Here is a 21,709-nt window from a genome sequence, read left to right on the forward strand (position 1 = left end):
CCGCCTCCCGTGATGCCCAGGGCGGACGCGGGTCAGAAGCCGGCCATCGTGATCTTGCCGATGGCCCGGCCCGATTCCAGGATGCGGTGGGCCTCGCGCAGGTTCTTGGCGTTGATCTTCCCGAGGTCGGTGGTGGCCGTGGTGTTCAGGATCCCGGCGTCCACCAGGCGGGCGACCTGGTCGAGGATGCGGCCCTGTTCCGCGAGGTCGGCGGTCTGGTGCAGGGACCGAGTGAACATGAGCTCCCAGTGGAAGGCGATGCTCTTGGACTTCAGCAGACCGATCTCGAGCTGATCGAAGTCGTCGATGGCGACGATGTGGCCGAAGGGCTTGACGAGGTCGGCGTAGGCAGCCAGGTTCCGATCGGTGGCCGCTGTGCTGAAGACGAAGTCGACGCCGTCCGGAGCGACCTCGCGTACCTGCGGGACGAGGGGCTCGCGGTGGTCGACAGTGTGCGCGGCACCGAAGAGCCGGGCGAACTCGGCGGTCTCGGGCCGGGACGCGGTTCCGATCACCGTCAGGCTGGTCAGGGCGCGGGCCAGCTGGGAGACCATCGCGCCGACGCCTCCTGCGGCGGCGGTGACCAGCAGCGTGCCCGTCTGCTTGAGGGCGTCGCTGTGCAGGCCGAGGTGCTCGAACAGGCCTTCCCAGGCGGTCAGCGACGTGAGGGGCAGCGCTGCCGCCTCGGCGAAGGACAGGGAAGTCGGCTTGTGGCCGACGATCCGCTCGTCCACCACGTGGAAGAGCGAGTTGGCGCCCGGCCGGTCGACGGCTCCGGCGTAGAAGACCTCGTCGCCCACCTGGAAGGACTCGACCCCCTCACCGACGGCGACAACGGTGCCGGCCGCGTCCCAGCCCAGGACCTTGGGCTCGCCGCCCGGATCACTGCTCTGGCGGATCTTGTAGTCGACCGGGTTCACCGCAACCGCCTCGACTCGCACGAGCAGCTTGCGCGTCTTTGGCTGCGGTACCGGCAGGGTCGTGTCCACGAGGCTCTCCGGGTTCTCGACCGGGAGGTTCTTGAGGTAGGCGACGGCGGGCATGGTCTGCGGAAGCTGGCTCATGAGTGTTCCTCCGGTTGGGTTGCGCGACGGACTTCCGTGCGCAACCCAACGTAGATCTCAGGAGGTAGTAACCCGCAAGGAGTACTACTATCCTTTGGGAAGTGTGCTGGTGGGCAAGGTGCAGACAGAAAGGGGAGGCTCCATGGTGACCCTCTGTGAGTCTCAGAGGCACGACCATCACGACGTGTACGCCGCCCAATGCCCTTGCCGGGACGTGCTGGATCTCCTGGCAAACAAGTGGTCGGCTCTGGCCATCGGGGCGATGGAGGACGGGCCGCAGCGTTTCGGAGCCCTGCAAAAGCGCCTGGAGGGGGTGAGTCCGAAGGTGCTCACTGCAACATTGCGCCGTCTTGAGGACCGGGGCTTCGTGGAGCGGACCATCTACCCCGCAGTGCCGCTGCACGTGGAGTACGAACTGACGGACCTCGGTCACAGCGTCGCGGAACCCTTGGCGCAGCTGCGTGGGTGGGTGGAAGACCACATGGACGAAATCTCCTGACGGGCCCAGGTGCGGCCGCTCCGGTCAGCGATCCGGAAACTCATTGACTTCGCGGGCGAAGTCCTCCGCGTACTGGAGAGGCAGCCCTGTCCGGTACCGCTGGAGAGGCCGACCCTGTCGTCCCACAGTCGCGGGGACGCCGCGTACGCGGCGGACGCGTGGATCGCCACGTCCCGCGCGCCGTGTTGACCGTCTGTCGCCCCGGGGAGGCGTCTCTCCCGAGGCATTGCGCTGTGGTTCAGCACGAGCCGAGGGGGAGACCTTGCCGGTGCGTGCGACTGGCCTGCCGGCCCCCGGGGCCGCCCTGTCGATGCTCCCTGGGGGCGCATCTCGTCATGAAACGACCGCCGGCCCTCGTGGCGAACGTCCCGGATGCCCGTCAGGGCTCGATGTTCTCCAGGTCCTCAAGAAGGCTGGGGTGCTTGGGCTCCCAGCCGAGCGCCTGCCGGGTGTGGGCGCTGGAGGAGGGCTGGTCGCTCGCGAAGATCTGGCCGAGGGGGCCGAAGGTCTCCGCCGGTACCGGCTCGACCGGCAGGTTCAGCCGTCGGCCGATGACTGCCGCGATGTCGCGGACCTGGTCCCCCTCGTCGGCCACGGCGTGCCAGGCGGTGCCCGCTTCGGCGTGTTCCAGGGCGAGCCGGAAGAGAACTGCCGCGTCGAGGGCGTGCACGGCCGGCCAGCGCTGGGTGCCGTCGCCCGGGTAGCCGGAGACTCCGGTTCGGCGTGCGATGCCCGTCAACAGGCCGGCGAATCCGCCGGAGCCCTGGTTGTGCACCGTGCGCGGCAGGCGTACGGCGCTGCTGCGGACCCCGCGCGAGGCGAGGCCCAGGACCGACGAGACCGCACGACCACGACCGCCGACCGGCCCCTCCGTCATCAACGGGTCGGCCTCGGTGGAGGCACGGCCGGGTACGTGCGGCGTGCCGGAGCAGGTGACGAAGGGGCGGCCGCTGCCGACGAGTTCCTCGCCGAGGGCCGCGAGGGCGGCACTCTCCTCCGCGACCGACTTGGCGAGGGCGTCGGGGCTGCTGAAGTCGTTGGCGAACGCCAGGTGGATCACCCCGTCGGCCCGGGCGGCACCGGCGCGCAAGGTGTCCAGGTCTGCGAGGGCGCCGCGGAGGGGCTCGGCCCCGGCCTTCTCTATGGCCTGGGCGGATGCGTCGGAGCGAGTCAGTGCCAGGACGGTGTGGCCGTGGTCGAGCAGTTCGGCGACGACGGCGGAACCGATCAGGCCGGTGCCGCCGGTGACGAAAACGCGCATGGGAAACTCCCCCAGAAGTGATGGGACTCTTGTCCCATCACTCTAGCGCAGTGACGGGACAAGAGTCCCGTCACCTAGAATGGCGACCATGGGCAGATGGGAACCGGGCGCACGCGAACGTCTCGTCATGGCTGCCGTCGACCTGTTCACCGAGCAGGGGTACGACGCCACGACGGTCGCGCAGATCGCCGAGCGCGCAGGAGTCACCAAGAGCACCTTCTTCCGGCACTTCCCGGACAAGCGTGAGCTGCTGGTGGCTGGACAGGAGACGCTGAGCCGGCTGCTCGTCGAGGGGATCGCCGAGGCGCCCGCTGACGCCGGCCCGCTTGAGGCGGTCGCCGCCGGTCTGGAACGTGCGTCGAGCGCGATGGGCCCCATGAGCCGCGAGCTCGCGCCTCGCCTGAAGGCGGCTGTCGCCGCCAGCACCGAGCTTCAGGAGCGTGACGCCCTCAAGAGCGTCAGCCTCGCGGCCGCGATGACGACCGCTCTCATCGCCCGCGGCGTACCCGATCCGACCGCGGCTCTGGCGGGGGAGCTGGGCGTGCTCGCCTTCAAACGGGGATACGCCCAATGGTCCGAGGGCGACCGGGACGGCAAGGACGAGCTCGCCGGGTACACCCTGGCGGCCCTGGACGAGTTGCGTGCGGCGAGCGCCTCGCTGGGCTGACCGGAAACCTCAGAGCCCCGCTGGGCTTACTGGCAACCGTCCAGAACGTCATCTCGCCGAGACGCTCGTCGAGCATCTTGCCGAGTTTCGACCTCGCCACCGGCACGGTGGTCGCACAGAAGTCTGTGCGACCACCTGCGCAAGACGCCGCTGCGGGACATGGGCAGTGCGGGGGTCGGCTGGGATCAGTGCTGGGCGAACTGCACCCGTGTGGGCTGGACGACGTTCGCCCGCACCGCCAGTCCGCCGACGGTCAGTTGTTCGCCGTAGATGTCGGTGACTCTGATCGCCTTGCCGCAACCGTTGCCGTCGGCGGCGATGAAGTAGTTGAAGCTGGTGCGGGGCAACTGGCGCCAGCCGTTCCCGGTGCTGACCTCGAGGCGTGCGACCGGGTTGCGGTGCCCGATGACCTGGATGCCGCACCAGTAGGCGCTGGATCCGGTCTTGTACCGGATGGACATCGTGCCGATGGAGCTGGGGCTCACCAGGCTCCAAGTGATGGGCAGGCGGCCGACCTTGAGGTCGGCGAGCTTGGCGAAGGCCTGTTGGCTGAGGTCGATCTGCCCGGGTGCGCAGGGCAGAGGGCATTCGTTGGTGATCCGTACGGTGATGGACTTGCCGTTGGCCGCGCGGACGAGCACGTAGGCGCCGCAGGCGCGAGAGGTCTCGTAGTCGGTGGTGTTCATCGCCGCGATCATCATGTCCGGGCTGGGACCGAACAGACAGGCCCCGTCCCCGACACCGGCTTCATAGGCGGTCGCGACACCCTGGTACGAGGTGCCGGGCCGGATCCGCCCCGCCGACACGGACGTGGTCGACCCGCGCGAGGACGTCGGGGCGCTCTGCCGTGACGACTTCGCCGGCTTGGGGGTCACCGAGACCTTTGGCGTGGCGGAACCGCTCGCACTCGGACTTGCCGACGGGGTCGCTGTCGGGCTCGCAGACGCTGTCCCAGCGGTCCCGGCAGCCTTCGGCTGGGTGGTGACGAGGGTGGCGGCTGCGGTCGGCCCGCCGTCGCCCTTGTGGCCGGGGAGCAACGCGATGACCAGGAAGGTGAGAACACCCGCAGTGGTCAGCGCCACGGTGGCGCCCAGCACGGTTCTGCGTCTGCGCCTGCGCTGCCGTGCGATCTGCCTCGTTGTCGTCATGACCTGTCCGTTCGGGATCGAGCCGATGGTGCACTGGTCAGTGGCCGCCCACCGCGAAAAGGTTGCCGCCACTTTTCGCTTCCCGTACCGCTCGACCGGATCCGGTGGAGTCCTCGCGGGGGCACCAGAGATGGCGCGGAGGGAGAAAACGGGTTCCGTCGCGGCAGGAGGCTTGCGGGAGTGCCGCGTCTTCGAGCAGGGCTTCGTCACCATGCTGATGGTCGCCCCAGTGCCTGCCGACGAGGTTTGGGCGGGCGTCTCCTCAGGGCCGTCGAGGCCGTATGCACCACCGCGAAGCTGTTCACCTCGACCGACGCCACCAACCAGCCCATGCAGGAGTTACTTCGACGCGCCGGCCGGCACCCGGCCGGTCTGCTCCACGGCCTCGACGAGGGAGAACCCGAACTCTTCTCCCTCAGGCCGAGTCGCGTGTCACCAGCTGCGTGCGGAGGATGACGTGGCGGTAGGCCATCGACGGCTCCTCCATGTCCTCCAGGAGCAGGCGGATCATGGCCCGGCCCATCTCCTCCAGCGGCTGGCGCACCGTCGTCAGCCGCGGCTCGGTGTGCTGAGCCAGCGCGAAGTCGTCGAACCCGATGACGGAGACGTCCTCCGGCACACGCCGCCCCGCCGCGCGCAGCGCTTGCAGAGCCCCTGCCGCCGTGGTGTCCGACGCGGCGAGGACGCCGTCGATCTCCGGGTGCCGCTCCAGCAGTTCCGCCATGGCGCGACGCCCGCTGTCCTCGGTGAAGTCGCTCTCGGCGACCAGGGACTCGACGCTGCTCAGGCCCGCCGACGTCAGCGCGTCCTGGTAACCGCGCAGCCGACACTGGGCGGCATACAGGTCCAGGGGCCCCGTGATGGTGGCGATCGTTCTGCGGCCCCGTGACAGCAGGTGGGAGACGGCGCTGCGTGCACCGCCCACGTTGTCCGCGTCCACGTAACTGACGTACTCGTCCCCCGAGCGGCGTCCCAGCATCACGGTCGGCAACCGGGCCTCGGCGAGCATGTCCGGCAGCCGGTCCCCCGCATGCACGGACATCAGCAGGACACCGTCGACGCGGCCGCCGCGGGCGTACTCCAGGAAGCGCTTGCGCTCGGTGTCCGAGTGGACCAGGGTCAGCATCAGCTGCATGCCGGTGTCCGCGAGCGCGTCCCCGAGCGAGCGGACGATCTCCGAGAAGAACGGCTCGGCGAACTGGCGCCAGTCGGGCTCCGTCAGCACGAGAGTGACGGCGTCGGTGCGCCGCGCGGCCAGGGAGCGGGCGGCGAGATTGGGCACGTACCCCAGTGCCTCGATGGACTGCTGGACGATGCGGCGCGTCGAGTCCTTCACGCCGGCGGCGTTGTTGATGACGCGGGAGACGGTGCCCCGCCCCACCCCGGCGTGCGCGGCCACCTCTTCCAGCGTCGGCGTGCCGGGGCGTCGCATGCCCATGATCACCTCCCGCAAGAGATCACTGATCTTACGGGCCGGACGAACGCGGCACACGGCTTCGCGCATGACCGTGCGGTGTCGGCCAACAGAGTGTCGGGTTCCGATGGTTCACGAATCATGACCCGAGGCGGGGGGCGAGGTCCAGGCTCTCCAGGATCGAAAGGTTGCGGGATTCGACGCCGTCGCCGTGCCTGTCTTCTCCTCGTCGGTGTACGGGTCGGAGCGCGAGCGGATCGGCGGGCTCGTCGGCGCCTTGCCACGGGCTCACGCTCGCGGACCCTGCCGGAGCAACGGCAAGGGCCCGCCCTGTCGCCGACAGGGCGGGCCTGGGATGGGACGGACTGACAAGGGGCGCTCTGGTGAGCTGTCCCGCGGCTGTCAGACGGTGGTGCAGGATGTTCCGTTCAGGCTGAAGGCGGCCGGCTTGGCGAAGCTACCGCTGTAGGAGCCCTGGAAGCCGAAGGAGACTTGGCTGCCCGGCGCGATGGACGCGTTGTGTCCCGCGTCGGTGGCCGTCACACTTCCCGACGACGGTGAGACGCGTGCGTTCCACGCGTTGGTGATCCGTTGCCCCGACGGCAGCGTGAACGCGAGGCTCCAGCCGCTGACTTGGGAAGAGCCGGTGTTGGTCACGGTGACGTCGGCGGTGAAGCCGTCCTGCCACACGCTGGTGCCGTAGGTCACCTTGCAGGCGGAGGGGCCGCTCGGGGTGCCGGGGCCGCCAGGGGTGCTCCCGCCGAGGTTCACGCTGGAGGAGAACGAGTTCACGGCCAGGCCCGTGCCGTTCTGCCACGGCTCGAAGCCTGCCTGAATGCTCGTCAGATACCAGTCGTCCTGGGCGAGTCCGCGGGAGACGGTCTGCCGGACGAAGTCCATGACGTCGAAGTTCCAGCTGTCGATCGCCGACGGCGCGACGAAGGACAGGACGTCGTTGCCGCCGTTGTTGCCGGACCACACCTGCCACTGGCGTCCGCCCACCGTGGCGGAACCGACGGGCGAACCCACCGGCTGCACGGACCCCACACGGTTGAACCAGATCATGATCTCGGTCCGGTTCACGCCGTCGGTGCGCGGGGTCGGGTCCAGCCAGATGTCGTAGGCGGCATCGTAGGCCGCACCGCTCACGTAGCTGAAGGAGATACCCGTGGGCGCGCTCGATATGGAGTTGAGCCGGGCCGGGAGGTTCGTCCCGGGGGAGCAGTTGGTGTAGTGGCAGCCGTTGTACACGGACGGGTACGACTTCGGGGCCCCGTTCGTCGGAACCGAGCCGTCTGCCTGGGTGACCCTGAAGCCCGAGTCCGTGACGGAGATGCACTGGGTGGCACTGGTGCCCCAGCGGTTGTTCTGCACGACGTAACGGCCCTGGATCGTGGTGCTGCCGAACGCCTCGCAGATCGTCGTGTCGGCCTGGGAGGCCGTAGCGCCGGTCAGGAGCGCGGCCAGGGCGACGAGCGTGGTCAGCAACGCTCCGCAGAGCGCGCGCATCCTGCGGACCTGGGGGTGTGAGGGGTGCATGCGGGTCCTCCGCGAGGGATGTGGGGGGCGAGGGCTTCTACCTGGGATTGGGAGCGCTCCCAAAAAGCGGGCTCGCTGGGATTGTGAGAGAAGATCATGTTCCTGACAAGGAGGGCGGCTCAGGTTCGAGAGTCTGTGGATCCGGATGCCGGGCGGCCCCCAAGGGGGCGGAGGCCGCCCGGCTGGTGACCCCGTCGTCGGGTGACGGGATCGCGCACGCGGTCTCAGCGGGGGGCTACTCGAGGAGTTCCGCGTACGAACCCATGGCCAGGGCGATGTCGGCCTGGGCCCAGAATCGGTGGTAGGTGAATGACGGCACCGCGCCGCCCTTCAGGTAGGCCTCGATCTTCGACCAGGCCGGGTCGTTCTTGTAGAACGACCGGATCGAGGCGAAGGTGGAGGAGGAGTTGATGGCGTCGCCGTTGGGCATGGTTCCGGTCCAGCCGCTGGGGATGTACACCGGGTCGTCGAAGCGGTTGTAGTCCGCCCGGTTCTCCGGTACTGCGATGCCGAGGCTGTCCTGGTAGTTGGTCCACATGCCGTCCAGGAGGGCCTTGGCGGTGGTGGCGGCGGCGGTGTCGCCGCTGCGGTCCGCGTAGTAGGTCAGGGTTTTGGCGTAGGCGGCGGCCACGCCGACGTCGTTGGTGTAGTCGGCGACGGTGACGTGCAGGCCGCTGTTGGCGCCGGGGCTGGAGGCGTTCCAGGTGTCGGGCTGGCCCGACCACTGCAACGTGGAGGGGATCTGGTAGGTGCCGTCCGGGTTGATCGTGGTCTTGGACAGTGCCCACTTGACCCACTTGTCCAGGACCGTCTTGGCCTGTGCGTTGCCGGTCTGCTGGTACAGCTCCGCGACCCGTTCCATCGACCATGCCTGGAAGCCGAACCACTGGTTGGAGGGCGGGTCGTGGTAGACGGGCTGCTGGTCGTAGTACATGCCGTAGAAGGTCGACTTGCCGGCCGGGGGCGGTGCGTAGCGGCCGGCCCAGCTGTTGGTCGCGCCGCCTGCGATGGCGCCTTCGTCGGACTGGAGCCAGCGGTAGAACTCCAGCTGGCGGGTGAGGGACTTGGCCCAGTCGGCTTGTCCGGTGGCGGACTTGGGCTTCAGGTCGGCGTAGGAGCTCAGTGCGTAGGCCGCAAGCGGGTTCTGGTAGCCGCCGTGGGCGTGGCTGGAGCCGATGCGCCAGGCCCAGCCTGCTGAGGTGTCGGTGGCGCCGCCCCAGGCGTAGTACCAGGACAGCAGGTACATCGAGGCGTCCTTGCCGGTGCCGGCGGGGCAGGTGGAGGGGCCGACACAGTTGCCGATCTTCTTGAAGTACTTGTCGTACATGGCGTAGCGCAGGTAGTCGCCCATCTTGGCGGCCTTGCCCACGGTCGCCGAGACGTCGGAGCCCTTGCCCTGTTCCTTGGCCCAGGTGGCGGCCCAGTACGCGGCCTGCACGGCCCGCGCGTCGGCGTCCGGGGCGTTGGTGAACTTCCACTGCTTGGCGTAGGAGGCGTCACCGGTGAACAGGTCCAGATAGCCGTTCTTGCCACCGTACTTGAACTGGTCGCAGGTCGGCTGCGGCACCGTCTCCCACACCGACTCCTGCGCGCCGCGCTGGAAGGTGTTGATGTAGGACGGCCCGGTGTCCGTCGGGCCGGCCTCGCACTTGCCGGGCGAGTTGCCGAAACCGTAGACGTTGTCGACGTCCTGGAGCCAGTGCATGCCGTAGATGTCGTCGGTGCCGTACGCGCTCTTCAGCTCACCGGCGATCGGGTCGGAACCGGAGGCGACCGACGAGTCCAGCTTCGCCGGGTACTCGTTGGGGGTGTCGAGCTCGGGTGCGTAGGTGGCCGGCTTGGAGGCGTTGTAGAAGGAATTGGTCGGCTGGTCGGCGTGGGTGGGGATCATGTACTTCTCCATGATCTCCCAGGCGCCGTTGAACTTCGACCAGTCGCCCGTCACCTTGCCGTACATGGCCTGCAGCCACAGCAGGTAGCTGTACGCCTCCGAGGTGGTCTCGTGGCCGTGGTCCGGTGCCTCGACGATCAGTGTCTCCACCGAGTGGTAGGGGATGCCCTCGGGGGAGAAGTAGCCGTTCGCCGGATTGGTGATCTTGCCGTACAGATCCAGGAACCGGGCGTCGTATGCCTTCGTCGCTCCGAGCTGGGTGACGGTGACCGACGCCTTGGCGTGCCCGGGGGCCCCCGACTCGAAGGTCGCCGCCCCCGTGCCGGAGGAGTCTGCGGTGATGGTCACCTTCTGGGCGGTGTTCCAGTTCGACGGCGTGAAGGTGAGCGAAGCCCCACCGGTCACCGACAGCCCGGAGTTGCCGCTCGCGCGAGTCGTCGTCACCGTCACGTTCGCGGTCGGCTGCTTCGACAGCTTCACCTCGTACGTGCCCGTCTTGTCCTGCTGGACGCCCAGTTGGGAGGGCGTGGCTACGACGGACGGGCCTGAGGCGACCGTGATGCCGACCGGCGTGGACTCCGCGGACGCGCCCACGCTGTCATACGCCTTCGCCAGCAGCGAATGACTGCCCACGGTCAAGCCTGAGGCCGAAAGCGCGTACGGCGAGGTCGTGTCCGTCCCCAGCAGTTTGGTGTCGTCGTAGAACTCCACCTTGCTGATCGTCGCGTTGTCCGCCGCGGCGGCCGTGGCCGCGAGCGGTACGGCCTCGCCCTGGGTGTAGACCGCGCCCGCGGCGGGGCTGGTCAGCACGGTGATCGGTGGCTGGTGTGCCCCGTTGCAGACCGTGCCGTTGACCGAGAAGGACGTGGGCGCCGCGTTGGTGCCGCTGTAGGTGAACTGCGCCCCGGTGGTGACGGCGGCGCCCGCGGCGATCTTGCCGTTGTAGCCGGCGTCCTTCACGCTGATGCTCTGGCCGGACTGGGACCAGGTGCCGTTCCAACCGTTCATCAACTTCTGGTTGCCCGTGTAGCCGTACGTCAGCGTCCAGCCGTCGATGGCGTCCGTACCGCGGTTGGTGATGGTGACGTCCGTGGTGAAGCCCGAGCCCCAGTCGTTCGTCTTGTAGTCCACGCTGCACTGCACGCCCGCTGCACGCGCGGTCGTCGCACCCGTGGCCAGCATCGACAGGGGCAGTGCCAGGGCGGTTGCCGTGGCGGTCAACGCCCGCCGAAGAGTTCTGCGTTTGCGTCCGGGATCCATGAACTGGTTCCTCCAAGCGGCTATGAGCACGGGGAAGCACAAGTCTTGGCCAGTGGGAGCGCTCCCATCATGGGGATGAGGGCGGCAGCGGTCAAGGAGCTTGAAGAACCGAACACACAAAAGGGTTTAGTTCAAAGGAAGTTCAGCCGTACCTCTGGGCAACCGCGCCACTTGGCGCTACCTTCCTTCGCACCAGTGGGAGCGGTTCCCATCAGTCGACGCGCCGGACACGGTGCGCCACACTGCGAGGAGTCGCTCATGCGACACCCCCCACGTTCATTTCTCCACGTCACCGCACGCGCTGAACACGCTCGTCGCCACAGCGGTGGTCCCCATGACCCGGCCTCCGGGAGCAACGCACCGCCGCAGGGCGGACGCGCCGTGGCCGATCAGCGGGACCTCGGCTTCCAAGCATCGGTGGTGAACCCCAACGCCCTGCGCACGTCCGGCAGTCGGCGACCGGCCGCCGGCCTTCACCGGCGATGCGTCACGAACGACAGCTGGTCGGGCTTGGTCTTGACCGACGCGAGTGTCGGCTCGGACGCTCCTGCCGCCTGAGTGGATGCCTTCGACGCTCCGACAACGCTCGAACTCGGGGGCGCCGCCCGCTCCACCCGTTGAACTCCGATTGGGGAGCGCTCCCAAAACGAGTTCTCCCGTGGGCCTCGTGGCCAGAGCACCGACCGTCAGCCGACGGCTGTTCTGAGCCGTCCCTGACCTTCGCCACGAGGCCACGTCGACCCGTTCGCATCACGGTGCACGATCACCTGCGCGTGCTCAATCAGCGGAGAAATCCTCCAACCAGAAGGAACCCGTCATCATGAGTCGCACCAAAACCTCATTGCTCGCAGCGCTCGCGCTGCTCAGCGGGACCTCGGCGGCCGCACTCGTCTCGGCGCCCGCCGGCGCCGTCGCGGCGGCCGCGCCCTGCACGGTGGACTACAAGGTGCAGAACCAGTGGGACACCGGCTTCACCGCCGCCGTCACGATCACCAACAACAGCGCCGCCAAGTCGAGTTGGTCGCTGAAGTGGTCGTACGCCGGTAATCAGAGGATCAGCAACGGCTGGAACGCGAAGGTCAGCCAGAGCGGCACTTCTGTGACGACCGCCAACGAGAGCTACAACGGCACGCTCGCCACCGGAGGTTCGGTCGGCTTCGGTTTCCAGGCGTCCTACAGCGGGACCAACGCGATTCCGGCCACGTTCACCCTCGATGGCGTGACCTGCAACGTCGACGGCGGCGGGCCGACCGACCCGGGACCCACGGACCCGGGGCCCACCGATCCGGGACCGACGGATCCGGGCCCGGGCGGTCCGAAGGCCGCCAACCCGTACGTGGGCGCGAAGGTCTACGTGAACCCGGAGTGGTCGGCGAAGGCTGCCGCCGAACCGGGCGGCAGCCGCATATCGAACCAGCCCACCGCCGTGTGGCTGGACCGCATCGCCGCCATCAACGGCGTGAACGGCGGCATGGGGCTGCGCGCCCACCTGGACGAGGCGCTGACGCAGAAGGGCAGCGGTGAACTCGTCGTCCAGCTGGTCATCTACGACCTGCCGGGCCGTGACTGCGCCGCCCTCGCCTCCAACGGCGAACTGGGACCGAACGACCTCGACAAGTACAAGAGCCAGTACATCGACCCGATCACGTCGATCCTCTCCGACGCGAAGTACGCGGGCCTGCGGATCGCCACCGTCATCGAGCCCGACTCGCTGCCCAACCTGGTCACCAACGCCGGTGGCACCAACACCACCACCGACGCGTGCGTGACGATGAAGAGCAACGGCAACTACGAGAAGGGCGTCTCCTACGCTCTCGACAAGCTCGGTGCCCTCGCCAACGTGTACAACTACATCGATGCCGGCCACCATGGCTGGCTGGGCTGGGACAGCAACCTGGGCCCGTCCGTGCAGGAGTTCGCCAAGGTCGCCACGACCAACGGCGCGAGCGTGAGCGACGTGGCCGGTTTCATCGTCAACACCGCGAACACCAGCCCCACCAAGGAGCCGTACTACAAGGTCACCGACATGGTGAACGGCCAGACCGTGCGCCAGTCGAAGTGGGTGGACTGGAACCAGTACGTGGACGAGCAGTCCTTCGCCCAGGCGTTGCGGGACAAGCTGGTCGCGGCCGGGTTCGAGTCGGGTCTCGGCATGCTGATCGACACCTCGCGCAACGGCTGGGGCGGCACCGCGCGGCCCACCAAGGCGGGCCCGACGACCTCCGTCGACGACTACGTCAACGGCAGCCGCATCGACCGGCGCATCCACGCCGGCAACTGGTGCAACCAGAGCGGCGCGGGGATCGGCGAGCGGCCCACCGCGGCCCCGGCCACCGGGATCGACGCCTATGTGTGGGTCAAGCCGCCGGGGGAGTCCGACGGCTCCAGCTCTGCCGTGCCCAACGACGAGGGCAAGGGCTTCGACCGCATGTGCGATCCCACCTACGGCGGCAACGCCCGCAACGGCAACAACCCCACCGGGGCCCTGCCGAACGCGCCGGTGGCCGGCCACTGGTTCCCCGCCCAGTTCCAGCAGTTGATGCAGAACGCCTACCCGCCGCTGCCGTAGCGGCCCGCCCGCCTGGGTGCGCCCTCACGGAAGGGAGCGCCCCGGCGGGCCACACCCCCTGCCGGATGTCTTGCCGGGGCTCAGTACATGGGCCCCGGCGCGGGCATTCGCTTCCTCTTGCTTGACGTGTTCCGCACAACCTGAGTAGGGTCCCCGAAATCCGTGCTTTTGAAACGTTTCAAGCAATGGAGATGCCGTGCTCCGCAAACGCGCGTTCCTGTCCGGACTCCTCAGGGGCTTCGTCATATTCACGGTGGCGGCAGGAGCGGCCCTCCTGCCGGCTTCGGTGTCCCCCGCGACCGCGGCAGCGCCGGATGCGCCGTTCGCCGTGAAGGCATTGACCACCAACGGCCGGGTGAACCCGTTGGGCATCGGCGGTGAGGACCCGGTCTTCGGCTGGCAGTCGATGTCGGCCCGACGCGCCACATCGCAGCGGGCCTACCAGATCCAGGTGGGGCGTACACCGGGGTCGGCCGATGTGTGGTCGTCGGGCAAGGTGGCCTCCGACCGCCAGGTCGACGTCAGGTACGGCGGTCCCGGCCTCAAGGCGGCCACGCGCTACTACTGGCGCGTCCGGGCCTGGGACGACAGGGGAGCAGCGACCCGGTGGAGCACGGGCGCGTACTTCGAGACCGGCCTGCTGCACCCCGGCGACTGGGACGATACCCGGTGGATCACGCGTCCCGCGGCTCCGAGCGAGCTGGACAAGTGGACCGACTACACGGCCACGGTCGACTTCAAGCTCGACAGCGCCGCCTTCGGCATGTTCCTGCGCGCCCCTGATACGAGCAACGGCTACATGTGGCAGTTCAGCGTCACCGGGCCGACCCCGATGCTGAGACTGCACAAGCAGGTCAACGGCGGCTACTCCTTGCTCCAGGAGGTGGATCTCGCCCCTTACGGATTCACCGACGAGGGCCTCCTCACCGGCCGGCACAGCGTCCGCTACGACGTGACGGGCAGCACCATCAGCACGACCCTCGACGGCAAACCGGTCAACACCTTCACCGACTCCACCTTCCCGAAGGGCTACCTCGGCTTCCGCACGCACGCGTGCTGCAGCGAGAAGGGCACGGTCTACGACGTCGTGGTCACCGGCGCCGACGGCAGCACGCTGCTGAACACCGACTTCGCCTCCGGGCGCAATCCGTTCACCGGCGGTGACATCGTCGACTCCGCCCTAGTGGTGTCCGGCACCACCGACGCACTGTACGCACCCCCGTCCCGCCCGCTGCCGCTGCTGCGCAAGGACTTCGCCACCGAGACCGGCAAGAAGGTCGCCTCCGCACGGGTCTACGCCTCGGCACTGGGGATCTACCAGCTGGAGCTCAACGGACAGCGGGTCGGTGACCAGGTGCTCGCCCCGGGCTGGACGAACTACCACCAGCGCATCCAGGCCCAGACCTACGACGTGACCGAACTGCTCGCCGACGGCGACAACGCGATCGGCGCCTCCCTGGCAGACGGCTGGTGGTCCGGCAAGGTCGGGCTCGGCTGGAGCCGTCAGTACGGAGACGCCCCCGCTCTGGTGGCCAAGGTACGCATCGCCTACACCGACGGTTCTGTCCAGTGGATCGGCACGGACGGTTCCTGGAAGACGTCGGAGGGACCCTACGTGAAGGCCGACCTCCAGGACGGCGAGACCTACGACGCCCGCTTGCAGCCGTCGGGCTGGAGCCGGCCGGGATTCGACGACACACGGTGGGTCCCCGCCGTGACCGTCGAGTCGCACACCGCACTCCTGGTCCCGCAGACCGACGAGCCGGTGCGTGAGACCCAGGTGCTCAAGGCCCGGAAGATGACCGAACCCGCCACCGGCACCTACGTCTACGACCTCGGCCAGAACATGGTCGGCGTGTCCAGGCTGACTCTCACCGGTGCTGCCGGACAGACCGTCAGAATCCGCTACGCGGAAGTGCTCAACAAGAACGGCACCCTCTACACCGACAACTTCCGCACGGCCAAGGTCACCGACCGCTTCACGTTCGCCGAGACCGGAACGTCGACGTACGAGCCCACCTTCACCCAACACGGCTTCCGCTACGTCGAGATCACCGGAGTGACCGAGCCTCCCGCGCTCTCCGACGTCAAGGGCGTCGTATGGGGATCCGATCTCGCCCGTACCGGCACCCTCAAGACCTCGGACGGCATGCTCGACCAACTGGTGAGCAACATCTCCTGGAGCCAGCGAGGCAACTTCCTGTCCATTCCCACCGACACCCCGGCCCGCGACGAGCGCCTGGGCTGGACGGGAGACATCAGCCTGTTCGCACCGACCGCCAACTACCTCGTCGACACCCGCGCGTTCCTGTCCCACTGGATGACGGACGTGCGCAACTCCCAGTACGCCAACGGTGACCTGCCCGCGGTCGTGCCGACGCCACAGGGGCAGTTCGGCGACAGCGGTGTCGGCTGGGACGACGTGATGATCACCGTGCCGTACCACGTGTGGCACTCCTACGGCGACACCCGCATCCTGCGCGAGAACTACTCCGCCATGCGGAAGTTCTTCCAGTTCGTGCGCGACAGCGCCGGACCGGACCTGCTCGAACCCGGGCGCACCACCTTCTTCACCAATGACTGGCTGAACCTCGACGACCCGACCGAGCAGGGCATCCTGGGCACGGCCTATTTCGCCGAGGACGCCCGCATGATGGCCGAGGTCGCCAAGGCCCTGGGTGACGATGCGGCGGCCGCCGACTACCGCAAACTCTCCGCCGACATCCGCGCCGCCTTCACCAAGGCCTACGTCGCAGAGGACGGCACCGTGAAGGGCAACTCGCAGACCGGATACGCGATGGCCCTCGCCATGGATCTCGTCACGGACCCCGCGCTGGTCGAGAAGGTCGGCGGGAAGTTCGTGGCCAAGCTGGCGGTCACCGACCACCACCTGCGCACCGGGTTCATCGGTACGCCGTTGCTGCTGCCGGCGCTGAGCAGGATCGGCAGGGACGACCTGGCGTACAGGATGCTGCTGCACACGGACTACCCCTCGTGGGGGTACGAGGTCGTCAACGGCGCCACCACCATGTGGGAGCGCTGGAACTCGATCATGCCCGACGGCAGCTTCGGCCCGGTCGAGATGAACTCCTTCAACCACTACGCCTACGGCGCCGTGGGCGACTGGATGTTCCAGAACATCGGCGGTCTCTCCGCGATCGAGCCCGGCTACAAGCGTTCCCGGATCGCGCCGACGCCCGGCGGGAACCTGACGGAGGGCTCCGGGAGCCTCAAGACCGTGTACGGCCTGCTGTCGTCGCGTTGGGACACCGACCACGGCCGCTTCGCTCTGCGGGTGACGGTTCCGGTGAACACGGTCGCGGAGGTCCACGTCCCGGCCGGGAACCGTTGGGCGGTCACTGAAGGCGGCCGTCCGGCCGGCGACGCCAGGGGCGTGCGGTTCCTGCGGATGGAGCACGGGAATGCCGTGTTCGAGGTCGGATCGGGGTCCTACAGCTTCGGCGTCGACACCCGTCTCGGACGCCTGGCCCAGGCCGGATGAATCGCCGGACAGTTGCGTTCCCTACTGGCTTGGTCCGCGGTATCACGATACCCAGCACGAATCGCTGGCGGAACTGCCCTGCTTCCGGGACGAGTTCTGCTCCTGCCGCACCGCTCGTTCGGATGCGTCGTTCGAGCTTGCCGACGCGGTTCGTGCGCGGACGGGCTGGTGAGGTCAATGGCGGAGGTGTCGCTGGTGGGGTGAACACCGCCGCGGTCGCGGAGGGCTCTGCGCCGCCGACTCAAGTGCCAGGGTCGAAGTCGATCGGCTGCGGCGGGCCCTGGCCCCGTTGCTGCTGCCGCGGGCAAGCACGTGACATCGACGGCCGGGACAAGCCGGCCGGACCGTGGCCGGACGCCGGATCCTGTGCCACACCTGCGGCCGGGGCAAGGACCAGCACATTCCCGTTCCCGGATGGCTGTACCCGATCATGTGCGCGTTGGAGGCCGGCCGCAGTCAGGACCGTCCCGCTGAGACGCTCTGCGTCTGGCACCTCGGGACGGCTCCGCCACCGCAAGCCGGCCCGCACCCACGTCCAGTGTGTCCTCGCCGCGATGGCCTGCAACGTCGCGCGCGTCACCGGCCGGATCGACACCACGCCCGGGCCACGCACTTCCGCACTCTGTGCTCAGACACCCCACGATGGCAGGAGCGACAGCCGTGGCCTCATCGCTGCGATCGGGCCGGAAGGGGCTTCTGAAGCGGGCGAGTCCAGCGGTGCCGTCAGCTCGGCCCACCGGACGCTCCGACTGCGGTGGGCGCGGCTGCCGCACCGCGTGGAGAGGGCGCTGACGATTCCCAGGCCGCGGCCGTGTTCCTCGGGGTGCTTGTGGCCCGGGGACAGGTGGGGGTGACAGGCCGTGCCCGAGTCGGTGACCTCGATCCGCACCATGCGGCACCCATCGGCGGCCGGCACGGACAAGCGGAGGTAGGCGGGCGGCAGCGCGTGGCGGAGAGCGTTCGTGGTGAGTTCGGAAATCACCAGGAGCGCGTCGTGGACGGTGTCCTCGGGCAGGGCCTCCGCTTCGAGGATCGTGCGCGCGCGGTGGCGCATCGATCGAACGGCTTCAGGCGTGTGCAGCAGCATGAGGATGTGTTCGACGGTGGTGGGAGGGTCAGGCGTCTTGGGCCTTCGCTGTTCGGCCGAAGCATTCATGAGGGGCCACCTCCTGGTGTGGTGTGCGGGAGTTGCTGGTCTGGGTGGTTGCGAAGGGATCGACAGGACGGCTGGTGCCGATGCCTGTCACAACCGGCGGAACATGGCGGCAAGGGCTTGCCCGCCGCCGATGCACAGGGTGACGACGCCGAGTTCGAGGTCGCGGCGGACCAGGTCCTGGGCGATCCGCAAGGTCAAGATCGCACCGGTGGCGCCGACCGGATGGCCGAGCGCGATCGCGCCGCCGTGGGGGTTGACGCGTGCCGGGTCGAGCTTCGCGTCGCGGATGCAGGCGACAGCTTGCGCTGCGAAGGCCTCGTTGACTTCGAACACGTCGATGTCGGAGGGTGCTGTGCCGGTCTTCTCGAACAGCTTGCGCAGCGCCAGTACCGGCGCGTAGCCCATCAGCTCGGGCTCCATTGCCGCAGCCGCGACGGCTTCCAGTGCGACCAGGGGACGTAGGCCGCGTGTGATCGCCGCGGTCTCGCGGGCGACGACCAGCGCGGCGGCACCGTCGTTGATGCCTGAGGAATTGCCCGCAGTGACCGTGCCGCCGGCGCGGAAGGCAGGCCGGAGCGTTCGCAGGGTCTCCAGAGACGTTCCGGGCCTGGGGTGCTCGTCCTGGTCGACGATCTGTGTCCTGCGGCCTGTGATCTCGACCGGAACGATCTCGTCGGCGAAGATGCCGTTCGCGGAGGCGGCGGCGCATCGACGCTGCGACTCGACGGCGAACTCGTCCTGCTCCTGCCGGGACACGTGGTACTTCTCGGCGACGTTCTCGGCGGTGATTCCCATGGGGATGTCGTGAAAAGGGTCGGTCAGCATCATGAGCGTGCCGTCGGCGAGCTCGCGGTGGCTGAGCCGGTAGCCGCCGCGGGCGCCGAAGTCGTAGAACGGCATGCGCGACATCGACTCGTCCCCGCCCGCGAGCGCGATCTCGGCGTCGCCGCAGCGCAGCTGCATCGCGGCCGACCACACCGCCTGCAATCCCGAGCCGCACAGTCGGTTGACGGTGTACGCCGGGACGTGGGTGGGCAGGCCGGCGGCCATGGCGACGCGGCGGGCGTTGAAGGTGTCGGCGCCGACCTGGCCGACGCAGCCCATGACGACCTCGTCGACCTCGGCGGGATCGACGCCGCTGCGCCGCAACGCCTCGCGAGCAGCCGTTGCGCCGAGTTCGTGGGCGGGGACTGGGCTGAGGGCGCCGCCGAAACTTCCGATGGGTGTGCGTGCGCCGTTGAGGATGACGATCCGCTCGTCTTTCATAGCGCCTCCTTTCCGGGACGAGTCCGGCTCATGCGATGCGGGTCGAGGCTCGAAGGGCGGTCTTCGACAGCTTGCCTGTGCCGGTTTTCGGCAGGGTGGTCATGAAGACGAACTCGTCGGGCAGCCACCACTTCGCCACCTTGGGAGAGATGTGGTGCAGCAGGTCCTCAGCGCTGGTCGCGCTGCCCTCGCACAGGGCGACGTAGGCGACAGGCCTCTCGGTCCAGCGCGGGTCCGGTCGGGCGACCACGGCGACTTCGACGACGTCGGGGTGGGAGGCGATCGCCGTCTCCAGCTCGACCGAGGAGATCCATTCGCCTCCGGACTTGATCAGATCCTTCATCCGGTCCACGAGCCGGACGTAGCCGTCGGCATCGATGGTGGCCAGATCGCCGGTGCGCAACCATCCGTCCTCGGTGAAGCTGTCGTCTGCCTCGACACGGAAGTAGCCACCCGCCACCCAGGGACCGGCGACCTGCAGCTCGCCGACGGAGTGGCCGTCACGAGGGAGCTTCTCACCGGTCTCGATGTCCAGGAGGCGCATGTTCACCAGCGGGAGCGGCTGGCCCTGGGCGGCGCGCACAGCGGTTTGTTCCTCGGTGCTGAGCGGCCGGTGCTGGCTGCGCGTGCCGCCGATGGCGCCGACGGGGCTGACCTCGGTCATCCCCCATGAGTGTGTGATGGGTACGCCGACGGCAGCGCGATACGCCTCCGACAGCGAGTCCGGGACCGCGGAGCCGCCGCCCAGCAGGAACCGCACGGCGCTCAGGTCGTGAGCCGAGAGCTCAGGAGTCAGGCTGGTCCACACGGTGGGCACCGCTGCGGCGATGCTCACGCGTTCGGTCTCCATGAGCTGGAGCAGATGCCCGGGTTCGGCTGACGGTCCCGGCAGCACGAGCGAGGCCCCGGCCATCATCGCGCCGTAGGGCAGACCCCAGGCGTTGGCGTGGAACATCGGCACGATCGGCATGACGACATCGTTCTCGCTCAGGCCGATGAAGCCGGCCGCCAGGACGCCGAGGCAGTGCAGGACCGTCGAACGGTGGCTGTAGAGAACGCCCTTGGGCGGTCCGGTGGTACCGGAGGTGTAGCACAGGCCTGAGGCGAGGTGCTCGTCTGCGAGCGTGAAGGCCTGCTCGAACGACCCCGTGAAGGCATCAGCACGGGAGATCAGTTCGTCGTAGTCACAGATGCGCGGATCCGAGGGGATCGCGACGTCGCTGTCGTCCGGGAGCACGACCCAGTGCCGCACCCCTGGCATCCGTTCGACGCTGGGCCAGATCCGTGGCAGGAGCGCCCGGTCGACGAAGATCACGTCGTCCTTGGCGTGGTTGACGATGAACTCGATGTGTTCCGCGCTGAGCCGGATGTTGATGGTGTGCAGGACCCGCTTGGTGGCCGGCACCGCGAGATAGAGCTCGAGATGGCGCCGATTGTTGCTTGCGAAGGTTGCCACCCGGGCGCCGCGGGGCACTTCGAGCCTCTCCAGCACGGTGGCGAGGCGCCGGGCATGGTCGGTGACATCGGCGTAGGTGAGGTGCTCCGTACCGGCGCTGACGACGAGCTTGTGGGAGTAGAGCAGCTCGGCGCGCTCCAGGATGTGTGCGACGGTCAGGGGACGCGGCTGCATGAGTCCCGACATGACCTCGCTGAGACCGATGGTGTCGTCCGGGCTCAGCATCGGGGACCACCCGCGACGTAGAGGGTCTGACCGGTGGTGAAGGATGCCTCGTCCTTGACGAAGAAGGACACTGCCGCGGCGATGTCCTCGACCGTGCCCGTGCGGCCGACCGGGATGTCGCCGGCGAACTCGGCGAGCAGTTCGTCGTACGTCTTGCCCATGCGTGCTGCGGTGGCCTCGAGCATGTCGGTGGCGATGAAGCCGGGGGCGATCGCGTTGACGGTGATCCCGAAGGGCCCGAGCTCAATGGCGAGGGTCTTGGTGAAGCCCTGGAGACCGGCCTTGGCCGCCGCGTAGTTGGCCTGACCGCGGTTGCCGAGGGCCGAGGTGCTCGACATGGAGACGATCCGTCCCCATCGCTCCTGGACCATCCAGCGCTGTACCGCCCGGCTCATCAGGAAGCTTCCACGGAGGTGGACACTCATCACGCTGTCCCAGTCCGCGGTGGTCATCTTGAACAAGAGGTTGTCGCGGGTGATGCCGGCGTTGTTGATCAGGATCGTGGGTGCACCGAGCCTCTCCGCACACTCCTCGACCGCCGCGTTGACAGCCGCCTCTTCACCGATGTCGGCTCCCAACCCGATGGCGGAGCCGCCGGCAGAGACGATGGCGTCGACAACCGGCGTGCAGGATGCGGCATCGAGGTCGACCACGGCTACGCGGTGGCCGTCTCCGGCGAGGCGTCGGGCAACGGCTGCGCCGATACCGCGGGCGGCTCCGGTCACGATCGCGACGCGGGACTGGTCAGGCATGGGTATCTCTTTCGGTCAACGGATACTCCCGACGTACGGC

General features: G+C 68.4%; 14 protein-coding genes and 1 pseudogene. 5 read left to right on the plus strand and 10 right to left on the minus strand.

Annotated elements, in window-relative coordinates; translation table 11 throughout:
* Positions 1-32: 32 nt before the first annotated feature.
* On the minus strand, positions 33-1,064 hold the full coding sequence (locus AOJ26_RS06445) for a zinc-binding alcohol dehydrogenase family protein (RefSeq protein WP_053847196.1): 1,032 nt from the start codon (positions 1,062-1,064) through the stop codon (positions 33-35).
* Between the two features lie 184 nt (positions 1,065-1,248).
* Between AOJ26_RS06445 and AOJ26_RS06450 the strand changes: the two genes are divergently transcribed.
* On the plus strand, positions 1,249-1,563 hold the full coding sequence (locus AOJ26_RS06450) for a winged helix-turn-helix transcriptional regulator (RefSeq protein ID WP_234358469.1): 315 nt from the start codon (positions 1,249-1,251) through the stop codon (positions 1,561-1,563).
* Positions 1,564-1,942: 379 nt separating this feature from the next.
* Here the strand turns inward: AOJ26_RS06450 and AOJ26_RS06455 are convergent, their stop codons facing one another.
* The gene (locus tag AOJ26_RS06455; protein WP_053847197.1) at positions 1,943-2,824 is read right to left on the minus strand and encodes an SDR family oxidoreductase; all 882 of its coding nucleotides are present in this window, start codon (positions 2,822-2,824) and stop codon (positions 1,943-1,945) included.
* A gap of 88 nt (positions 2,825-2,912) precedes the next feature.
* On the opposite strand from AOJ26_RS06455, the gene AOJ26_RS06460 reads away from it, so the two are divergent.
* Positions 2,913-3,491 carry a TetR/AcrR family transcriptional regulator gene (locus AOJ26_RS06460; protein ID WP_053847237.1) on the plus strand — a complete coding sequence of 193 codons (579 nt, stop codon included), beginning with the start codon at positions 2,913-2,915 and terminating at the stop codon, positions 3,489-3,491.
* Positions 3,492-3,676: 185 nt separating this feature from the next.
* On the opposite strand, the gene AOJ26_RS06465 is transcribed toward AOJ26_RS06460, so the two are convergent.
* The 4 genes from AOJ26_RS06465 to AOJ26_RS06480 form a co-directional block, all read right to left on the minus strand.
* Entirely contained in the window at positions 3,677-4,639 is a 963-nt protein-coding gene (locus AOJ26_RS06465; RefSeq protein WP_053847198.1) for an expansin EXLX1 family cellulose-binding protein, read from the minus strand.
* Positions 4,640-5,054: 415 nt separating this feature from the next.
* Positions 5,055-6,077, minus strand: a complete 1,023-nt coding sequence (locus AOJ26_RS06470) for a LacI family DNA-binding transcriptional regulator (RefSeq protein ID WP_053847199.1) — start codon at positions 6,075-6,077, stop codon at positions 5,055-5,057.
* A 378-nt stretch (positions 6,078-6,455) separates the two neighbouring features.
* Positions 6,456-7,592: a GH12 family glycosyl hydrolase domain-containing protein gene (locus tag AOJ26_RS06475; protein ID WP_053847200.1), complete on the minus strand. Its 1,137-nt coding sequence runs from the start codon at positions 7,590-7,592 to the stop codon at positions 6,456-6,458.
* Between the two features lie 235 nt (positions 7,593-7,827).
* On the minus strand, positions 7,828-10,743 hold the full coding sequence (locus AOJ26_RS06480) for a glycoside hydrolase family 48 protein (protein ID WP_053847201.1): 2,916 nt from the start codon (positions 10,741-10,743) through the stop codon (positions 7,828-7,830).
* An 820-nt stretch (positions 10,744-11,563) separates the two neighbouring features.
* Between AOJ26_RS06480 and AOJ26_RS06485 the strand changes: the two genes are divergently transcribed.
* The 3 genes and pseudogenes from AOJ26_RS06485 to AOJ26_RS45040 form a co-directional block, all read left to right on the plus strand.
* Positions 11,564-13,312 (plus strand): glycoside hydrolase family 6 protein, encoded by a 1,749-nt coding sequence (locus AOJ26_RS06485; RefSeq protein WP_053847202.1) that lies wholly within the window; start codon positions 11,564-11,566, stop codon positions 13,310-13,312.
* A 196-nt stretch (positions 13,313-13,508) separates the two neighbouring features.
* The gene (locus tag AOJ26_RS06490) at positions 13,509-16,814 is read left to right on the plus strand and encodes an alpha-L-rhamnosidase (protein WP_053847203.1); all 3,306 of its coding nucleotides are present in this window, start codon (positions 13,509-13,511) and stop codon (positions 16,812-16,814) included.
* Positions 16,815-16,878: 64 nt separating this feature from the next.
* A pseudogene (locus AOJ26_RS45040) lies at positions 16,879-17,333 on the plus strand (transposase); the annotation flags it as partial.
* 109 nt (positions 17,334-17,442) lie between these two features.
* Here AOJ26_RS45040 and AOJ26_RS06495 read toward each other — a convergent pair.
* The 4 genes from AOJ26_RS06495 to fabG form a co-directional block, all read right to left on the minus strand.
* Positions 17,443-17,970, minus strand: coding sequence for an ATP-binding protein (locus AOJ26_RS06495; protein ID WP_063790239.1), 528 nt, complete (start codon positions 17,968-17,970; stop codon positions 17,443-17,445).
* Positions 17,971-18,057: 87 nt separating this feature from the next.
* Positions 18,058-19,236: a thiolase family protein gene (locus AOJ26_RS06500; protein WP_053847204.1), complete on the minus strand. Its 1,179-nt coding sequence runs from the start codon at positions 19,234-19,236 to the stop codon at positions 18,058-18,060.
* 28 nt (positions 19,237-19,264) lie between these two features.
* A complete protein-coding gene (locus AOJ26_RS06505) occupies positions 19,265-20,917 on the minus strand; it encodes a long-chain fatty acid--CoA ligase (RefSeq protein WP_234358470.1) in 1,653 nt (550 codons plus the stop codon).
* Positions 20,911-21,669, minus strand: a complete 759-nt coding sequence (fabG, locus tag AOJ26_RS06510) for a 3-oxoacyl-ACP reductase FabG (RefSeq protein WP_053847205.1) — start codon at positions 21,667-21,669, stop codon at positions 20,911-20,913. The genes AOJ26_RS06505 and fabG overlap by 7 nt, the downstream gene beginning before the upstream one ends.
* Between the last annotated feature and the right edge of the window lie 40 nt (positions 21,670-21,709).

This window comes from Streptomyces sp. NRRL B-24085 (genome assembly GCF_001282115.1).
Taxonomy (GTDB): Bacteria; Actinomycetota; Actinomycetes; order Streptomycetales; family Streptomycetaceae; genus Streptomyces.